A 656-nucleotide genomic window follows, 5' to 3' on the forward strand; every position below is an offset into this window, starting at 1 on the left:
GACGCTCGTACACGTCGTGGATTCGGGCCTTCAGGCCCGCATGCTTGTCGCCGGCTTCAAGCACCTTGGCCTGGTAGTAGAACGTGCTGCGCGACAGGTCCGCCACCTGCAGCAGCATGCGCAACGGGTGATGCGGCCTCAGCTCGAGGACGGCTTGCGCCCTTTGGGCGCTGCCGGCGGTTTGGCTCGAACCAAGGCATCGAGTTTTTTTAGGTAGGCCACCTCCGTGCGCAGGAGCTCGTTCTCCTCGCGCAATTCTTCCAGCGTGCGCTGATCCTCCGACTTCGCGGGTGCTGCCGGTGCAGCCTTCGGCTTGGGTGGCTTCATGGGAGGACGGCCTCGAGGTTTGGGGTGAAGCGCTTGCGCGCCGCCCTCATCGTACTGGCGACGCCACTTGCACACGACGGATCCGCCGCCCCTCAAGTCAAAGAGCACGGCCGCTTGTCGATTCGACAGGTCCTGACGCTTGGCCTCACGCAGCACCTTCAACTTGAACGCCGCGCTGAAGTAGTCCTGGCGCTTCTTGCGAACCCCGTCCAGGCCGTGCACCCGATAGTGCCCCACCCAGCTACGTACCACCGTTACGTCGACTCCGAAGAGCTTGGCCAATGCCGCACAGCCCAGGCCCCCAGCCTGGTACTTCCGAACCACTTTGA

At 63.9% G+C, this 656-nt stretch carries 1 protein-coding gene; it reads right to left on the bottom strand.

Features of this window, described 5'->3' with window-relative positions; translation table 11 throughout:
- Positions 1-138: 138 nt before the first annotated feature.
- The coding region (locus PV762_RS27790) for a helix-turn-helix domain-containing protein (RefSeq protein ID WP_421038231.1) at positions 139-656 on the bottom strand (518 nt) is incomplete at its 5' end.

The sequence above is a fragment of the Mitsuaria sp. CC2 genome, assembly GCF_048957715.1.
GTDB lineage: Bacteria > Pseudomonadota > Gammaproteobacteria > Burkholderiales > Burkholderiaceae_C > Roseateles.